Below are 14,533 nucleotides of genomic sequence, written 5' to 3'. Positions count from 1 at the left end.
CCCCGCCGCACCGGAAGCAGGCCGTGCCCCGGAGCGGCCGGGGCGACTCTCCTCCCACCCCGCGGGAACTTCACCCCCCTCCCGGCCGGGACCGGTCCGGATACAGGTGGCGTGAGGGCACACAACCCCATCCTCGAACGGCCTGCCGCATCAGGACCAGGGAGAGACCACGCGTGCCCGACACCACCCGCCTGTACGCCCTGACCAGCACCATCACCCACCCCGTCCTCACCGGCGAGGACGGGCCCTCACCGCTCATCCACGATCTGGCCCTGGTGATGCGCTGGTACCTCAGCCACGAGCAGGAGGACAACCTCGCCGTCACCGTGCAGGCCAGCGACGACGGCGGCCGCACCCGGCGGCCCCCGCCCGTCCACACTCCCCTCACCGACCCCGATCCCACCCGGGACACCAGCGGCCAGGCCGGTCTGCTGCGCGACGCAGGGCCGACGTCCTGTTCGCGATGCTCCGCGACGGCACCTTCTACGAACCCCAGCCCGCCAGGTCAGGCTGAATCACCGAGCGTCCGCCTTGCTTCAGCCCACTGCCGCTCGAACTCCTCTGCGGATATCTCGGCCGCCTGCGGCTGGTCCTGCCAGCCGTTCATGGGGCCTTCGGCGAGAACGCCGAACTGCCGTTCATAGCGGGACATCGCCGCGAGATCGTCTCGATCACGCAAGTTCAGTACCTCTTCCAGAGAGACCGCCGTCACTGGCCGCGAGTCCTGCCCCCGGACCTCGACCTGTCGCGCTGCCCAGCCTTCGTCATCGGCCTCGAAGTACAGCCACAGATCTTCGTCCTCGTAGTAGGTCCGGAACCAGGTCGTCATGCCGCACATACTGACCCACGACCTTGACCAAAGGGATAGGGGCACCTCCCCCGTAGTGACGGACCGGGCCCTTACGACCGGTGCCGAAAAGCAGAACCCGTGGGGAGTCCGCGCGTGGGCGCGGGTTCACCGACCAGGTCTGTCCGGCTCATAGACGGATGATCGTATGACATGGCCCCGGCCGGGGTAGAGAGGATGCCGGGCGCCTTCCCGCAGGGAAGAGCCCGCTATGCATCCCTGCCGGCCCCGCCGGCAAGACCGAAGGACACGCAGTATGGCCAGCGGCACCGTGAAGTGGTTCAACTCCGAGAAGGGCTTCGGCTTCATCGCCCAGGACGGCGGCGGACCGGACGTCTTCGCCCACTACTCCAACATCTCCGGCAACGGCTACCGCGAGCTGGTCGAGGGCGAGCCGGTCACGTTCGACGTCACCCAGGGCCAGAAGGGCCCCCAGGCGGAGAACATCGTCCGCGGCTGACCACCGCCGACCTGCGCACCCCCGTGTAGAGTGGTCTCACCGACGCGGGGTGGAGCAGCTCGGTAGCTCGCTGGGCTCATAACCCAGAGGTCGCAGGTTCAAATCCTGTCCCCGCTACGAAGGAGAGGGGGTCCGGCATCAGCCGGACCCCCTCTCGCATTCCTGCGCACGGAGCCGGGCGGGCACAGCCGCTGCCGAGGGCGGGGGCGACGACGAGCGCCCCGACCTGGACGAGCTGGACTCCTCCTCCACGGCGCAGGCCGCGTCCCCGCCGCCTGCGAGCAGATCCGCGACCACCAGCGGCAGCGGGCCGCCGACCACCCCGCACCCGTCCCCGGCCGGCCTCCCGCGACCACGGCCAGCAGCAGGCCACCGCGCATCAGCAGCACCGCGCCCAGGGCCCCGGCCGCACATGGAAGCTCCGTCGTCATGGCCCTCGCGCCGTCCGTCCCGTCCATCGCTCGAAAGGCCCGGACCGGGGAGGGAAAACCCTGGATCCTCAGACGTCCCGCCGCGTCGTCGGTGCACGGTGACCTTCTCGGCGGTGAAGGAGAACACCCACGGCCACGGCGACGGTGCCTCCTGTCCGGGCAGGGCCTCGGCCGCCGTGCGGGAGCGGGTGAGCGCCTTGTCCGCCGACCGCCTGCGGCCGCGTGACCGAGCGCCTCGATGCCGGACAGCCAGGCCTCGGCGACGGCCGGACCACGGCCGCGCAGCGCGCGGCGGGCACGGCCGGCCAGGTTCGGGGCTTCGACGCCGTTGCCGGCATGCGCCTCGAACCGCGCGAGGTTGCCGTGGGTAAGGCGGCCAGGGCCGCTGCCGCTGCTGCGGCCACCGCCCCGCCGAGGAAGGCACGTCGGTGCATGTCATCTTCGTTCCCCGTCGAGAACGCCCCGGGCCGCCCCGTCCGCGACCACCACGAGGCCCCGATGACCACCGACGCGCAGGACAGCACGGAAGGTGCGCCCCCGCGGGCGGTGCTGTACGTGTACGCCGAGCGGAGTCCGCTGAACCCGAACCTGGGCGCACAGCGCGCCGAGCAGGAAGGCCGGATCTTCACCGCCGCACGGAACATCAGGACCACCGAGGCGGTCACCGAACCCGTACGGGCAACCCGACCCGCTGCGCCGGGAGGGCCGGAGGCGGGTGCGGGAGCTGGTCATCGTGCGGTGGCCGGCGGTCATCGCACCGGACCGGTCACACTGTCTGCGGCACCGCGAGATCAGCCGGCTCCAGGGGCAGGGCGTGAGCGTGCGCTGCTCCTGGACGCCGCTGTCGCAGACGGGAGCGCTGCGATGACCACGACGGGCATGCTGCACGATGAGCACCGGCTTCTCGGCCGCCTGGTGCGCGGCACGGCATCCGGGCGGACCGGCATCCTGCAGGCCATCGCTCCCGACGTCGGCACGGACGCACCCGTCGCCTGGCTGCGGCCCTCGGGTGGCGGTATCGAGTGGACGACGCAGACCCGGGCGATCGAGCCGGTTACAGTGCCCACGCCGGACCGGCCGTCCCCGCAAAAGCGCTGACGGCCGGGCATCGGGGAAGGGCGAGTGGTGGTTCGATGGGGGGCGTACCCGCACGTGCGGTATGAGGTGTTCGACTGCAGGCTGTGCCCGGGCAAAGGGGCGGCGACGGAGATCGCAGGCGTGGGCGAGCGGATGGCACGGTGGCGGGTGTGCCGCTCGTGCGACTTCTGGCTGACCTGCGTGGGCTACCGGATGCTCGGCGACCAGGACCCCGACGGCCGGCGCGTGTTGCGCATCGACGGACGGCACTACCTGACCTGGACCGACGAGCAAGGATGTCCGCCCGAGACCGGATACACCAGCCGTGCCGACCGCCCGTACGTCCTGCTCGAGGACGAGATCGTACGGAACGCGCGCTGGCTGTGGCTGATGGGCTCGATTCCGGACAGATTCCGCGAACAGCTGCCGGACAACGCCCGCTTCCTTGTGCCACGATCCTGATCGTCGACAGGCCCCGGTACCACCAGCCGGGCCGCTGCTGCCACCCGCCACCGGACACTGCAGGAGGTTCTGCCGACCACGCCTGCCGGCCGAGCGCGGACTGGCCCAGCCGACGGATCCGTTCCCTGCCGGCGGCCGGGACGGCCCGTGCCCACACCGCCTGCGCACCTGTCGGCTCCGCGCCGGCACAGGGCCTGTTGTCGGACCGGGAACCTGGCATCCGCTCGTGAACATCGAATCCCGCCTGCCCCAGAGCCTGACACTGCCGCCCGGCCGCATGATCACGTCGGACGAAGGGCACGGCACCGTGCAGCCGCTGTGGCTGAGCGACAGCCCACCCTGTGCTGACCTGTGGTCCCGTCTGCGCGCGGAGCACGCCGCCTCCGGCCTCTGGCCGCTCCTGCTCACCCCCTTGGAGCCGCACGAGGCCGACTTCCGCCCCTGGGCCTGCGGCGAACCGTCCCCCGAGCGCATGTCCTCCCCGGCAGACCACGACCCCCAGACCGTCCTCACCCGCTGGTGGCAGGACCACACCGCCACCGACGAGGACGACGACCAGCGGAACACAGAAAAACGCCTGGCCGTCACCGCCCCGTTCGGCCAGGCCTGGCCCGGACCCGCACCCGCCGCGACCCCCGTCAAGAATGCCGACGCGACAGCCGATCAGTACGCGCAGGCCTTCCTCGCTCAGCACCCGCACGCCCGCCTCGGACTCGTCGCCGCGCCCCGTGGAGCCGACGCCCTCACCACCGCCGGCTGGAACGGCCCGCTGAACTACGACAACGACACCGCCACGTTCTCCGCCGTCCTACGCGACTGGGAAGACCGCTTCGGCGCCCGCGTCGTCGGTGTCGGTTTCGACACCCTGCACCTCAGCGTCGCAGCCCCACCCCACCGCCCCGAAGACGCCCTGCGCATCGCCGCCGAGCACTTCGCCTTCTGCCCCGACAACATCTGGCAGGGCACCCACCCCGACCTGGCCACCTACGCCGAGGACCCCATCGACCTGAACTGCTGGGACTTCTGGTGGGACTGACCGGACAGACAAACCGGGCCCCGGCCGAGCAGCGCCGGACAGGAGCAGCGGCAGATCCCGCCGGACGCCGCGCCGCGATCTGCCAGGCCCTGAACACCCTCGTCCCCGCAACCGGCACGGCCGCGCCGGCGGCCGTCATCCACCTCGACGACCGCGTCACCGCCAAGGACAACCCTTTCCTGGACCCTCCCGGGCTCTGCCCGGGGCGCGGACGGCCAGACGGCTCCCTTCGCGGTTTCTCAGCCCTCGCGGTACGCGGCCCGGACGTGCCCGGTGCCGCATCCCACCGGCACCACCAAGGCGGTGCTCGAAGAGGCGGACCCGAAGGCAAATGCGCCCGTACCGCGGGAGCCGTCTGCCGGCCCGTCCAGCGGGATGCCTTCGCACGTGCCGGTGCCGGGTGCTGGGAGAAAGCCGCCTGCGGCGGACTCAGGCGCGCAGCCGCAATGACGAGGAGCTGACGGTGCTGATCGTCCTGGTCTTCGGCATCCTCGTCGCGCCGACCGCGTTCGGGCAGGGAGTGCTGGACGTCGTGGGGCAGCTGGCCGCCGGGATGAGCGACTCCAGCCGCTGAACAAGCCGCTGTGTAGGTTGCCTGGTGGCGCGTACCGGGCGGCCGAAGGCCGAGTTGATCCTGTCGGATGCGGAGCGGGCTGCGCTCGAGGGGTGGGTGCGGCGCCGTTCCACGCCGCAGGCGTGGGCTTTGCGGTGCCGGATCATTCTGGCCTGCGCGAGCGGCGCGTCGAACAAGGACGTGGCCGCGCAGGTGGGTTCGACACCGCATGCGGTGGGCCGCTGGCGGAAGCGGTTCGTCGAGCACCGGATCGCCGGCCTGGGCGACATGCCGCGGTCCGGCGGGCCGAGGACGGTGGCCGACGAGCAGGTCGCCGCGGTGGTGAAGCGGACGCTGGGGTCGGCGCCGAAGAACGCCACGCACTGGTCGACGCGGGCCATGGCGAAGGAGACGGGCCTGTCGCAGTCGACCGTCTCGCGGATCTGGCGGGCCTTCGGCCTGCAGCCGCACCGCACCGAGACGTCTCGGCTGTCCACGGACCCGTCCTTCGTCGACGAGGTCCACGACGTCACCGGCCTGTATCTGGACCCGCCCGAACGGGCCCCGGTGTTCTGCGTGGACGAGAAGAGCCAGCTCCGGGCGCTGGACCGCTCCCAGCCGGTGCTGCCGACGATGCCCGGGGTCCCGCAGCGCCTCACCCACGACTACGTGCGCGCCGGCACCACCACCCTGTCCGCCGCCCTGGAGGCGGCCACCGGGAAGGTGATCGGCTCCCTGCATCGCCGGCATAGGGCCGAGGAGTTCAAGAAGTTCCTGATCAAACTCGACCGGGAGGTCCCGCAGGGCCTGGACGTGCACCTGGTGCTGGACGACCACGCCACCCACAGGACTCCGGCGATCAAGACCTGGCTGGTCGCCCGTCCCCGCTTCCACAGAAGACTGGGCCGTGTATCGAAAGTGGATCTTGGCCTGTGAATGATCACGGTTCATGGGTCGGGGAGATCTCACGGACGAGCAGTGGGCGGTACCGGAGCCGTTGTTGCCGAAGGGCATGAGGGCGGGGCGGCCGCCGGTCCGGCCTCGGCGGCGGCTGATCGACGGCATACGGTTTCGGGTTCGGACGGGTGTGCCGTGGCGGGACGTGCCTGTCGAGCATGGGCTGTGGGGTCGGGTCTATGACCTGTTCCGCCGGTGGCAGCGGAACGGCACCTGGCACCGCATCCTGACCCGGCTCCGGTCCCTGGCCGACGTGCAGGGGGCGATCACGTGGGACCTGAGTGTCGATTCCACGGTGTGCCGTGCCCGTCAGCATGCGGCCGGGGCCCGCAGGCGGGGCGACCTGCAGAGAGAGCCGCCGGATGGCATCTTCACCGAGCCGGATGATCATGGGCTGGGACGTTCCCGCGGCGGGTTCACTGCCAAGCTGCACCTGGCCGTCGAGCAGAGGCAGAAGCCCGTGGCGATCGTGGTCACAGCGGGGCAGCGTGGGGACTCGCCGCAGTTCGAGACCGTATTGGAGAGAGTCCGCGTGCCTCGCACCGGGCAGGGCCGGCCAGGCGTCCGCCCCAGTCGGGTCCGGGCTGACAAGGCTTACGCTTCCCGGAAGAACCGCTCCTACCTGCGTCGTCGCGGGATTCGCTGCACCATCCCGGACAAGGCCGACCAAGCGCGCAACCGCCAGAAGCCGGGTTCCCGCGGCGGCCGACCGCCACACCTCGACCCGGTCGATTACCGCGAGCGCCATGCGATCGAGTGCGGGATCAACCGCCTCAAGAGGCACCGAGCCGGCGCCGCTCGGCACGACAAGCTCGCAGTCCGTTACGAGGCGGTCATCCTCGTCGCGGCCATTACCGAATGGCTGTGACCACTCAAAGGGAGCGCTGCATGCACACCAACTGCTCCCGCTCATCCCACGATCGGGTGACGGCGAAGCCGAGCCGTTCGTACAGAGCAATGGCCCCAGTTCGCCATTGCCACACTGAAAGCCGGACAGTGTGCACCCCGCCCTCCGCGGCATGGATGAGCGCGGCGCCGAGCAGGGCCGAGGCAACGCCACGGCCACGGGACTTCGGCGTGGTCCAGAGCCTCTTGATCTCCGACTGCCCGTCGTGCGGGGAGGTCACCACCAGGCACCCCACAACGGCATCGCCCAGGAGAGCCACCAGTACGACATCGTCGGCGAATGCGGTCCGGGGGTCGGTGATCTCTTCCCGGTAGCGGTCCGGCAGCCCCTGCACGTCGGCTACCGATTCGCCTTTCTCGGCCTCCGTCTGAAAATGGTAGGCGGCCAGCAGCGCGGCCAGGCCGTCCTCGATCGGAGGGGGCTGGCCTGGCCAGCGGACGATAGCAACCTCGTGGTGATCAGTCATGACGCCAGCATCACACGAGAAGGACCGAGCTCTCCGCGAGCTCTCTCGGTACACGCCCTGAGGGCGTCGCTCCGGGGCGTGTTCCCGTTTGCGCGGGTGCAGGAGAGATCCCCCTGTGGAGTCGTGTTGGCCCGGAAGGAGTGTGACGCAGGCCACGGGAACCCCGGCGGGGCTGCGGAGAGTAGATGGTGTGAGAGACACAGATCGAGACGATGAGCTACGTGCGCGCATAAGAGCCGGGGACCGCGATGCGTTCGGCACCCTGTACGACGCACACGCGCGTGCGGTGTACAACCACGGGCTGCGGCTGACCGGGGACTGGTCGCTGGCGGAGGACATCATGTCCGAGACGTTCCTCGCCGCGTGGCGGACCCGAGCTTCCCTGAACCTCGAGGGCGGGTCGCTCAGACCGTGGCTCCTGGGGATCACCACTCATAAGGCGCACAATGCCACACGCCGCCTGCGCCGACAGCGCCTGTTCCTCTCACGCCAACCGGCTCCACCTGCGGTGACGGACTTCGCCGAGGAGAGCGCGGGCCGGATCGACGACGCCCGCAGGCTGGCCGTGGTCCGCAGCGCCCTGAGCGGACTGCGCAGCCAGGACCGTGAAGTTCTCGTCCTGTGCGTGTGGTCCGGCCTCACCTACCAGGAATGCGCCGAGGCACTGGATATCCCCCTGGGCACCGTGCGCTCCCGGCTCGCGCGCGCCCGCCGACGGCTCGATCGGCTCAGCGCAAAGAACATGGAACCGCACGGTTCCCGCGGAGAGGTAAAGAAGCAGGCCGCATTCGCGGCCGCGCGCTCACAGGAGGAAAACCGATGACTGCCTCAAACCGCCATGACGGTTCCGGCGACGACGCCGCACATCTGCGCGGGCTGTTGCCGGACGCACCCGAATGGGACCTCACGCCCACCCGCCACCTCCACCACCGGAACGTGCTGCTGCGCGAGATCGACCGGGAGCGGACGGCCGCCCCCACCCCGGCGACGCCTGCGCTTCAACGGCGGTGGCTGCGTCCGGTCCTCCTGCTGCCCGCCACGGCCATGGCCCTCGCCGGCACTCTGATCCTCACGCTTCCCGGCACGGAGCAGGAACCCGGCGCCAAGGCAGAAGCGACCGACGCGAAGCACGCCGCAGCGAACGGCGTAGCGCTCACGCTCGACCGCATCGCCGCCGCGTCCATGGAAGTCGACGTCGAACCGGTCCGCGACGACCAGTTCGTCTACGTCCGAAGCCTGGTCCGCAACAACGAAGGCGCCTTCGACGGCCCGGTGAAGCTCGGCGCTCCACACCGCCGCGAAATCTGGGTGTCGCAGGACTCCGCACCGATCACTCGCACCGGGGTGATCCGTGAGTCCGGAAAGGGTGTTCCTATGTCCGGGCAGCGGATTCCCATCGAGACGGCCGCCCCTGACGGCAGTGCCGAGCAGGGAGTCCCAGCCGGAATCGACCGGCCCACCTACCGGTGGCTGGCCAAGCTGCCCACCGACACCGACGCTCTGCGCAAACTGCTCTACGCCCGGGCCCGACCCCTCGAAAACGAGTCGAAGGACCAGGCCGTCTTCAGGAAGATCGGCGATCTCCTGAACGAAACAGTCATGCCGCCGACCAATGCCGCGGCCCTGTACAGGACCGTCGCCACGATCCCAGGCGTGAGCGTGACCCCCGACGCCACCGACGCTGCCGGGCGCCACGGGATCGGAATCACCCGCGAGGAGACCGGCACCGCAACTCGAGACGAGTGGATCTTCGACCGAAACAGTTTCACACTTCTCGGCTCACGCTCCTACCTCACGCACACAGCCGGGAGCAAGCCCTCCACCCTCTACAACAGCACCGCCATCATGGAAACCGGCGTCGTGGACCGGGACGACCGCGAACCCACGGACAAGCAGAAGACGGCCTGAACAACGGGACAGTGCGCACCCTCGCCCCGACAGTGACCGAGGGCCCCTGCAAGGCGCGATCCCGACAAGTCGCCCTCGTCGGTGATCGTCCCGCCCGATGGCCCCGCCGACCCGCGCACCATGGATTCGGACGAGTGCATCCACCGGCGTGGGGCGGGCAGGCGGGTGACGGCCTCGGACTGTTCAAGTTCCTCCGGGGCCTGTCGAAGTTCGAGGCCGAACTCAACGACAATTCGCCGCAGCGCAGAAGCAGAGATCCTGGTGTGGATCGTGTCGGACGAACTGTGGTCGCCCAGCGAGCCGTTGCTGCCCGAGCCGCCGCCGAAAGCCGGTGGAGGGACGGCCTCGGGTGCCGGACCGGCAGGCTCTGTACGGGATCCTGTTCGTCCCGCACACCGGCATTCAGGGTGATCGCCGAACGCGGCCAGCCGCACGGCACCGGTCTGGGCACCTTCCGCTGGGTCGTCGAGCGGACGATCTCCCGGCTGCACGGCTTCCGCCGCCTACGCATCCGCTGGGAACGACGCGACGGCATCCACGAGGCCTTCCTCGGCCTCGCCGTCCGCCTGATCACCCACCGGCACGTCCAGAGGCCTCGTTGGAGCCAATCACACACGGGCACTGTGCTCTCCTCGGCGGCACCCGGTGGTTCAGCCGTTCACCCAGACCCGAAGCGGACCGACCGGCTCGAAGCCGTGACGGACAGCGGCTGCCAGGTTGTCGCCGCACTCGTAACCGACCACCGGCAGGGTGGGGAACAGTTCATGCACCGCACCGAGTACGACCGGCCAGGCCGCATCCGGTCCGCCCTCTGAAGCGAAAACGTTGGAAATCCCGACCACCTGGTCACTACGGCTCGCCACTGCTCCGGCAACCACCCGGCCGCTGGGAGACTGTCCGGCCAGCACGAAGGTGGCCGGGTCGTCCACCAACCCGGACCGGAAGAGGTCTGCGTTGCCATCCCCACCGTCCCAGGCAAGTGCCCAGGATCGTAGCGCGTCGGGGTCGCCCGCCACACTCCAGGAAAGGTCCGAGGCGACAGCGGATGCACTCGCGGGGCGGTGGATCCACCATGCCTCGAACAGCACCCGGAAGCCGGCCTCTGTCAGGTCGAGATCGGCGAAACTGTCCTTGATGGAGGCTCCGGGCGCCGTGCTGTTGATACGGGCTGCCAGCGCGGCCGGGTCGGCATTCGGCACCAGCGTCACCGCGTCGGGGTAGTACGGCGGCGTGCGGGCCGAGGCGGCCCAGGCTTGAGCCGCGAACTCGCCCGCCACGTCGTGCGACCGACTCATCACCGCGCACCACTCAGCGTTGTTGCGGGCGGCAGCGCGGACCAGAAGTTGCTTCGAGGTCGTCACGAGTGCGCATCATCACCCGGACGGATCTGGTTCGTCCAAGGGTTTCTCCACTCCCGTCGATGGACGCGATTCCTCGCCTGGAGAGGTTCGGGCGCCGCACGGGCATCCATGGGTGCCCCTCAGAGAGCACTACGACGCGGGCCGCCGGCGACTTCTGCAGGAGAGGACGGCCGCCTCTCCTGGACGCGGCCGTGCAACGCACCGCGATGCGGAGCAGTCAGAGCACGGTGGCCTTGACCGGATTGTGGTCGGACAGTCCTCTGACGTCTTCCACCGACACTCTCAGCACGGCCCCGTGTACCACGACGTGGTCGGTGTACTGGGACTTTGAGCCCGTCGTGCGGGGTCGTGCCGGCAGGGCACCCGGACGAGGGCCGCTGACCACATGGCCCTCGCCGAGCGCGCCGGCCAACACGTGGCGGTCAGTGTTGAAGTCGCCCAGCAGCACGGCTGGACCGGTCCAGCCGTCGATGAGTTGCCGGAGCCGGGCGATCTGACCGGCGCGCTTCAGGAGCGCCGGTCACGTACGGCGGTCGGTCCGCGCAGCTGAAGGAGGCCCGGGCGTCCGACCCCGAGCGGCAGGGCCGCTGCTCGTTCTCCTCGCAGCAGGCCGCGCAGCGCCGTCTGAACAGGGCGTTCGCCCGCGCGCTGCGTGGCGGTACGGAGCCCTGCGCGCGGGCGCCAGGGGAACGTGCGGGACACGGCTGCCGACCGTGCCGCTCCGGACGACTGTTCTCCTCACGGCCGGGCCGGTGTGCCACGTCGACGTGGGACCTCGCTCTGTGCTGCGGTGATGACCCCACGCCCGGACCGGTGTGGTGCGAGGACGACGGAACGGTCAGCTGATGACGCTGAGTGCCATCTGATCGTCCCGCCGACCCTCCGGGACGCACTTGTACGCGCCACCCATGTTGCGAGGCCAGGTCCGATACCACCACTGGTTGAGGCAGTGGCCCAGGGCTCGCTGCCCGTAGGCGTTCGGGTGGAAGGACTCCTCCAGACTTCCTTGGAACACCCCCGTGTTGAAGATCCGGGTCCAGTCCATGGTCGCCGAGGTCGGGCGGTTCTGGGCGTCGGCGACCCTGGTGGACTTCGAGCAGGCCTCGTGTCCTTGGAAAGCGTCACTCAGGTCCAGGAAGTCGGCCCTGTTGCCCTTGGCGACCTCACCGATTCTGGACGAGAGCGTGGGAACCAGCGAGTCCCGGGCCCAGTTGAGGTCCGCGTCGAACATCGGGCAGCCCTGATAGGTCCTGCTGTTCCCCAGGATGCCGCTCTGCGGATAGCGCATCTCGTTGCCCCGGGGCAGCGGTGAAGGGTAGGACTGAACCACGAGTCGGTAGTCGGACTCCTGATAGCCGCTCTTGGCCATGACGAACCGGACGTCCTTGACGGCCTTGTCGAGCAAGACCATGGCTCGGTCCATCTTCCAGCCCAGGTCGGCCTGCTCCGACGTGTTGCAGGGCTTGCCGAAGGGGTTGTTGTAGGCGAGGACGCAGTTGGTGATGATGTCACCGAATCCGAGGTCATTGCCGCCTACGGAGAGAACGATGGCTTTGACATCGTCCCTCTGGGCCACCTCTTTCAGCTGATCGCCCTGCGGCGGCTCCCCCTTCTGCGGCTGCCCGCCGGCCTCGGTCGGCCAGATGTTCTCGGCCTTGCTCCCGGAGCACGCCAGATTGACCGTCTTGAGCATTCCGCCTTCGTAGGGGATGGCAGCGCTGTTGATTTCGGTCGTGTCCGACCTGTAGCAATCTCCACTGCTGCCGTACACCCGGGTCGTGTCGTACGTGCCGGCTGCGTAGGCCCTGTCGGTGCCGTTCCGGTTCCCGAACGGGTCATTGCTGTTGCCGAACCACCTGCCCCCCGGGGCGGCGATGTAGCTGTCGCCCAGGGACACGATCGTCGGTTGGCCACTGTTGGGCGCCGCGGACGAGTTCGCAGGAAGAGAAAGGGCCGCGATGGCGGCGACACTGAGCGTGGCAGCGATCCGCTTGGCGGCGGATCTGACGCCGGTGGTCTTCATAAACACCTCTGAGTAGGAATTCCCCGTGTGAAGTGGGCACCACGCAAGGAAACAAGGCGAGTCAGGAAGCGGCAGGGTCCGACTGATGCGAAGTTTCAGTGCTTCTGGTGTCAACCGAGGTCAAGCATCGCCGGATTGGACCTGATGAGGCTTGAGCAACTGCTACCCATGTCTCACCGCACGGCTTTGCTCCTGCATCAGCGCTGCTCATGGCCCACCACTTGCCCGGCCCTTCGTGCCCGGGTGCTGGGAAGGAGGCCTCATGACGTCGGCCGGAGCACACGTTCGACACCGTCGCCGCCGCTCGCTTCGCGGTCGGCGACTCACGGGTCAAGGAGGTGACGGCTGTGCCGGGCGGTACCGGACGTCCCTCCCCGTGGTGGGCCGGCCCGGCACCGACGCCGCCCGAACCTCCAGCGTCTCGACGGACGCCCGGCCCCCAGGCCTCCGCGACCGGAACGGGCATGTACAGGGCCCTGTTCGCGGAGGTGCCTGCCAGGCCACCAGGTGAATGGGACATGGTCCCGGCCGGCGCTCCGGAGCAACGTGCCCACTCTGCATCGGACCCGGCGGCGAGCCGGGAATCCCGCAGCCACAGGGCGTCAGTTCCTCAGGCGTGTCAGTGGGCCCCGGAACCCGGATGCGACGCTCGGTGCCTCGTCGGACACGACCACGGCAGCCCTGTCTGCTCCACCGGGGAGCCAGGACAGCGTTCGGAACGGGACCCGGGGCCGCGGCCCGCGCCCATGGTGGTCCGCCGGCCCCGGCTCGGCTGCCGGAGCCCCCTTCGTCACCGGGCGTGGCTCAGCAACGTGTCGAGGACGGCTCCGGCGTGTGTCCAGAGCAGGGCCCCCGCCGCCGTGGGCAGCACGTGTCGGGCCGCCGAGGGGATCATGCGGGAGAGCGTCCCTCCCAGATCCGGTGAGTGCACCGGGCTGGTGTCCTGCTGTCCGTACCAGAGGTCCACCGGTACGCCGATTCCGGCAAGGTCGAACGGCCATCGGGACATCGCCAGGACGGTGTCACGGGCGTAGCCCTCCGGCCCCTGGCTGAAAGCCTCGTCCAACGCGCGTCGAAAGGCGCACTGGAAGACGGGAGCGGTGTACACCGTGCGATCGGCTTCTGCGCTTGTCGTGATGACCAGGTCCCACAGAGTTTCTGCGCTTGCGAAGTCGGCGAGGGAGGCCGCGGCGGCTTCGGGACCGGCCGCGACCGCGTCCACCATGCTTTTCACCTGAGGGGCCAGCGAGGAGGTGAAGCGGGGATGGGCGAGTTCGTCGCTGCCGGACACCACGGCCGCTCCGCTCACGAGACCGCTCGCCGCGAGAGCGAGCGCGAACGGTGCCCCCTGTGAGAACCCCACCACCGCCGGTGCGCGGAGCGCCCGCTTCTGGATGAGGTGCCCGATGTCGGCGGCCCAACTGGTCAAGGTCCGGCCGGGAGCCGGGTCGGAGACACCGAGGCCGGGACGGTCCACGCTGATGAGGCGGATGCCCGACGCGTCGACGGTGTCGCCGCCGAACCCGAGCCACCTGCTGGTGGCCGCCCCCGGGCACAGGAGCACTGGCGTACCGTCGACGGGGCCCCATTCCGCCCAGCCCAGATGTCTGCCGTCCGGCAGCCGAGTCCGGCCGAGTCGTGCCGGCTCCCGCACGCCGTAGTCCATAGAGTCCGTGCTTTCCCTTCGTACGTCGACCGCCGTGCCCATGACGAGGCTGCGGGCACGCAGGGACGCGCGCCGCGGAGCCCAAGCCGCTCGAGCGGGGCCGCAGCTTCCACGCACCTCACAGAGGCCGACACCTGCGGTCCGGCGTCGTGGGAGAAGGCACGACGATGTCGTCATCATGTATCGCGGCGTGCACACGCTACAGGTGGTGGGTGCGACGCAACGAACGAATAACTGCCGACCGGTTCGCCCCGAGCTCCACTGACCGGGCAGCCGATCCCGTACGGCACACCGCCGGCCCGCGCTCACGCCCGCCGACGTACGTGACGCGGGCCGCGAGCCGTGCAGTCTTCGGCTGCCCTGCATCCGAATTCCTCGG

Annotated in this window: 14 protein-coding genes, 1 tRNA gene and 2 pseudogenes; 11 read left to right on the top strand and 6 right to left on the bottom strand. The window is 69.7% G+C overall.

Translation table 11 applies throughout. The features are described 5' to 3' along the window. Window positions 1-505: 505 nt before the first annotated feature. The gene (locus tag ABTY20_RS04405) at window positions 506-829 is read right to left on the bottom strand and encodes a hypothetical protein (RefSeq protein ID WP_351995496.1); all 324 of its coding nucleotides are present in this window, start codon (window positions 827-829) and stop codon (window positions 506-508) included. 274 nt (window positions 830-1,103) lie between these two features. Between ABTY20_RS04405 and ABTY20_RS04400 the strand changes: the two genes are divergently transcribed. The 7 genes from ABTY20_RS04400 (at window position 1,104) to ABTY20_RS04370 (ending at window position 6,691) form a co-directional block, all read left to right on the top strand. Continuing rightward, complete coding sequence (locus tag ABTY20_RS04400; RefSeq protein WP_009192932.1) at window positions 1,104-1,307, top strand: cold-shock protein; 204 nt, start codon at window positions 1,104-1,106, stop codon at window positions 1,305-1,307. A gap of 43 nt (window positions 1,308-1,350) precedes the next feature. Then, window positions 1,351-1,424, top strand: a tRNA-Met gene (locus ABTY20_RS04395). A 536-nt stretch (window positions 1,425-1,960) separates the two neighbouring features. Next, on the top strand, window positions 1,961-2,836 hold the full coding sequence (locus ABTY20_RS04390) for a hypothetical protein (RefSeq protein WP_351995495.1): 876 nt from the start codon (window positions 1,961-1,963) through the stop codon (window positions 2,834-2,836). A 120-nt stretch (window positions 2,837-2,956) separates the two neighbouring features. Further along, complete coding sequence (locus ABTY20_RS04385; RefSeq protein ID WP_351995494.1) at window positions 2,957-3,277, top strand: hypothetical protein; 321 nt, start codon at window positions 2,957-2,959, stop codon at window positions 3,275-3,277. Window positions 3,278-3,503: 226 nt separating this feature from the next. Then, entirely contained in the window at window positions 3,504-4,313 is an 810-nt protein-coding gene (locus ABTY20_RS04380) for a DUF4253 domain-containing protein (RefSeq protein WP_351995493.1), read from the top strand. 598 nt (window positions 4,314-4,911) lie between these two features. After that, entirely contained in the window at window positions 4,912-5,802 is an 891-nt protein-coding gene (locus ABTY20_RS04375) for an IS630 family transposase (RefSeq protein WP_351995492.1), read from the top strand. Window positions 5,803-5,815: 13 nt separating this feature from the next. Continuing rightward, complete coding sequence (locus ABTY20_RS04370) at window positions 5,816-6,691, top strand: IS5 family transposase (RefSeq protein ID WP_351995491.1); 876 nt, start codon at window positions 5,816-5,818, stop codon at window positions 6,689-6,691. Window positions 6,692-6,695: 4 nt separating this feature from the next. Here the strand turns inward: ABTY20_RS04370 and ABTY20_RS04365 are convergent, their stop codons facing one another. Next, complete coding sequence (locus tag ABTY20_RS04365; protein WP_351995490.1) at window positions 6,696-7,196, bottom strand: GNAT family N-acetyltransferase; 501 nt, start codon at window positions 7,194-7,196, stop codon at window positions 6,696-6,698. A gap of 190 nt (window positions 7,197-7,386) precedes the next feature. On the opposite strand from ABTY20_RS04365, the gene ABTY20_RS04360 reads away from it, so the two are divergent. From ABTY20_RS04360 to ABTY20_RS04350, 3 genes and pseudogenes are all read left to right on the top strand, one after another. Further along, window positions 7,387-8,019: an RNA polymerase sigma factor gene (locus ABTY20_RS04360; RefSeq protein ID WP_351995489.1), complete on the top strand. Its 633-nt coding sequence runs from the start codon at window positions 7,387-7,389 to the stop codon at window positions 8,017-8,019. Continuing rightward, entirely contained in the window at window positions 8,016-9,104 is a 1,089-nt protein-coding gene (locus tag ABTY20_RS04355) for a CU044_5270 family protein (RefSeq protein ID WP_351995488.1), read from the top strand. The genes ABTY20_RS04360 and ABTY20_RS04355 overlap by 4 nt, the downstream gene beginning before the upstream one ends. Before the next feature lie 407 nt (window positions 9,105-9,511). Further along, window positions 9,512-9,676 (top strand): annotated as a pseudogene (locus ABTY20_RS04350) (transposase); the annotation flags it as partial. 78 nt (window positions 9,677-9,754) lie between these two features. On the opposite strand, the gene ABTY20_RS04345 reads toward ABTY20_RS04350, so the two are convergent. Beyond that, window positions 9,755-10,465: a hypothetical protein gene (locus ABTY20_RS04345; protein WP_351995487.1), complete on the bottom strand. Its 711-nt coding sequence runs from the start codon at window positions 10,463-10,465 to the stop codon at window positions 9,755-9,757. A gap of 217 nt (window positions 10,466-10,682) precedes the next feature. Next, window positions 10,683-10,913: a hypothetical protein gene (locus ABTY20_RS04340; RefSeq protein ID WP_351995486.1), complete on the bottom strand. Its 231-nt coding sequence runs from the start codon at window positions 10,911-10,913 to the stop codon at window positions 10,683-10,685. 50 nt (window positions 10,914-10,963) lie between these two features. Between ABTY20_RS04340 and ABTY20_RS04335 the strand changes: the two are divergent. Further along, window positions 10,964-11,134: pseudogene (locus tag ABTY20_RS04335) on the top strand (RNA-guided endonuclease TnpB family protein); the annotation flags it as partial. A gap of 169 nt (window positions 11,135-11,303) precedes the next feature. On the opposite strand, the gene ABTY20_RS04330 reads toward ABTY20_RS04335, so the two are convergent. Continuing rightward, a complete protein-coding gene (locus ABTY20_RS04330) occupies window positions 11,304-12,488 on the bottom strand; it encodes an SGNH/GDSL hydrolase family protein (protein WP_351995485.1) in 1,185 nt (394 codons plus the stop codon). Window positions 12,489-13,278: 790 nt separating this feature from the next. Continuing rightward, entirely contained in the window at window positions 13,279-14,196 is a 918-nt protein-coding gene (locus tag ABTY20_RS04325; RefSeq protein ID WP_351995484.1) for an alpha/beta fold hydrolase, read from the bottom strand. Window positions 14,197-14,533: the final 337 nt, after the last annotated feature.

Source organism: Streptomyces sp. NPDC126497 (assembly GCF_040302425.1).
GTDB lineage: Bacteria > Actinomycetota > Actinomycetes > Streptomycetales > Streptomycetaceae > Streptomyces.
The sequence above is the reverse complement of the archived record's forward strand: the minus strand, read 5'-3'. Positions and strand labels throughout refer to the sequence as shown.

Excerpts from the sequence above, each read along its gene's own strand:
- ABTY20_RS04405 (WP_351995496.1), bottom strand. The coding sequence starts at position 829 with ATGACGACCTGGTTCCGGACCTACTACGAGGACGAAGATCTGTGGCTG.
- ABTY20_RS04400 (WP_009192932.1), top strand. The coding sequence starts at position 1,104 with ATGGCCAGCGGCACCGTGAAGTGGTTCAACTCCGAGAAGGGCTTCGGC.
- ABTY20_RS04370 (WP_351995491.1), top strand. The coding sequence starts at position 5,816 with ATGGGTCGGGGAGATCTCACGGACGAGCAGTGGGCGGTACCGGAGCCG.
- ABTY20_RS04365 (WP_351995490.1), bottom strand. The coding sequence starts at position 7,196 with ATGACTGATCACCACGAGGTTGCTATCGTCCGCTGGCCAGGCCAGCCC.
- ABTY20_RS04355 (WP_351995488.1), top strand. The coding sequence starts at position 8,016 with ATGACTGCCTCAAACCGCCATGACGGTTCCGGCGACGACGCCGCACAT.
- ABTY20_RS04330 (WP_351995485.1), bottom strand. The coding sequence starts at position 12,488 with ATGAAGACCACCGGCGTCAGATCCGCCGCCAAGCGGATCGCTGCCACG.
- ABTY20_RS04325 (WP_351995484.1), bottom strand. The coding sequence starts at position 14,196 with ATGGGCACGGCGGTCGACGTACGAAGGGAAAGCACGGACTCTATGGAC.